At 69.1% G+C, this 1,832-nt stretch carries 2 protein-coding genes; both read right to left on the bottom strand.

Annotation, left to right across the window (positions count from 1 at the left end; genetic code table 11):
* Window positions 1-1,185: MCP four helix bundle domain-containing protein (locus ME121_RS32690; RefSeq protein WP_491892960.1), on the bottom strand; the 1,185-nt coding region annotated here is incomplete at its 3' end.
* A gap of 83 nt (window positions 1,186-1,268) precedes the next feature.
* A partial coding sequence (locus ME121_RS32685; protein ID WP_491892959.1) for a chemotaxis protein CheW occupies window positions 1,269-1,832 on the bottom strand: 564 nt, incomplete at its 5' end.

Raw genomic sequence — 1,832 nt, 5'->3', positions numbered from 1 at the left:
AGACACGTTGCTCGCCGCGTTGACCACCTGGCCGACCACCTCGCGCAGCTTCACGTTCATCGCCTGGATCGCCTGCAGGAGGTCGGACACCTCGTCGCGACCGGTCACGGCCACGTCCCGGGTCAGGTCGCCGGCGGCGACGCTCTGAGCGGCGGAGACCGCCTTCGACAGGCCGCGAGAGATGCTGATCGCGATCCAGAGCGCCATGGCGAGACCGAGCACAACGGCGCCGGTCACGACGGCGATCATGATCGTGCGGGTCGACTCGAAGGCTGCCTGCGTGCTCTGCACGAAGCCGTTCGCCACGCTCTCCTCGTAGGCGCGCAGCTTGGCCACGTCCTCGACCACGGCCTTCCGGGCGTCCGTGAACGGGCCGACGTAATACTGGAGCGCCTTGGCGTCCGTGTTCGCCAGTCCGAGGGCGAAGACCTTCTCGGCCGACGGGGTCCAGGCCTTCACCGCGGCGTTGAGCGCGCTGGTCCCATCGGCAAAGCCCGTTCCGCGCGACATCTCGGTGAACTTGGCGAGATCGCGCTCCAGGACCGTCAGGGTTTGCTTGAACTCGCCGGCGATCTTCGCCAGGAGGGCGTCGTCGGTGATCACGATCTCCCGGTAGATCTCGCCGCGCAGACGAACCATCTTGAGTTCGATGACGTTGATCTGGCTGCGGTCCTCGGTCGAGAGGTCGGGGCGCGCCTTGATGTCGTCGATCTTGGCCATGACCGCGGTGAACGCGGCCAGCTGCTCGCCGGTGGCGAGCGCGTTGGCGGTGTTGTTGCCGTTCTGGACCGCGAACTCCATGCCCTTGGTCACCGCCTCGCTGAGCTTCGACCAGTCGTCACGCAGGGGCTGGACACGGGCACGCTCGTCCGCCGGGACGAGATCCTGGTAGTCCTTGAACAGAGCCTGGAACTTCGCGTCGTGCGCCCGGAAATCGGCGAACAGCTTCTCGCGGGCCGCGCTGGTCGGCTCCAGCATCGACCGCGCGAACATGCGGGCGGCATCGAACGACATGGCCTCGAAGCGCAGGACGCGCTGGACCTGAGTGAACGGGCGAGCCGCGAAGGCCTGCATCCGGTCGTTGGAGCTGCTCAGGCTCGACACGGCGAGGTAGCCGGCGCCGCCCAGGAGCAGCAGGATCACCCCGAAGGCGATCCCGAGCTTGGCCTTGATTGTGAAACGCATCGTACTTGCCCCCATGTGTGCACGGAATTCGAAACGATCGGAGCTGAGCCGGGGCGAGATCCCCGCAGGTCTCCGGAAGGACTTCAGTTGAGGATCTGCTCGAGGTCGGGGACGATGATGAAGTCGTCGCCCGCCTTGACGATCGCGCGGATGTACTCGGGCCGCCACGTCGTCCCGACCGGCGGCACCGCCTCGCAGGCGGCCGGGTCGACCTCGGTGACCGCGAACACCTTGTCGGCCACCAGCGCGACCACCACCGGATCGCCCGCCACCGCCACCTCCAGGACCAGGAAGCGCGTGTCCGGGCTGTCGGCCGCCGCCGGCATCCCGAACCGCCCGCGGATGTCGGCCAGCGGCACGACGTTGCCGCGCACGTTCACGATCCGGTCGACATGCGCCCGCGCCCCCGCCACCCGGGTCGCCGGGATCGGATCGATGATCTCGCGCACCATCCCGGCCTCCAGCGCGAAGCTCTCCGTGCCGATCCGGAACATCACCACCTGCCGGCCGCCCCGCTGACCCGCCGGACCGCCCATCCGCGCGCCAGGCTGCGCGCCCACCTGCGCGCCCGCCTGCGCACCCACCTGCGGCCCGGACCCGGGAGACCCGGGCGTCACACCGCGCGTCACGCCGCTCATCACGCCACT

Source organism: Methylobacterium sp. ME121 (assembly GCF_000974725.1).
Classification (GTDB): Bacteria; Pseudomonadota; Alphaproteobacteria; order Rhizobiales; family Beijerinckiaceae; genus Methylobacterium; species Methylobacterium radiotolerans.
This window is presented reverse-complemented; position numbering and strand designations above follow the sequence as displayed.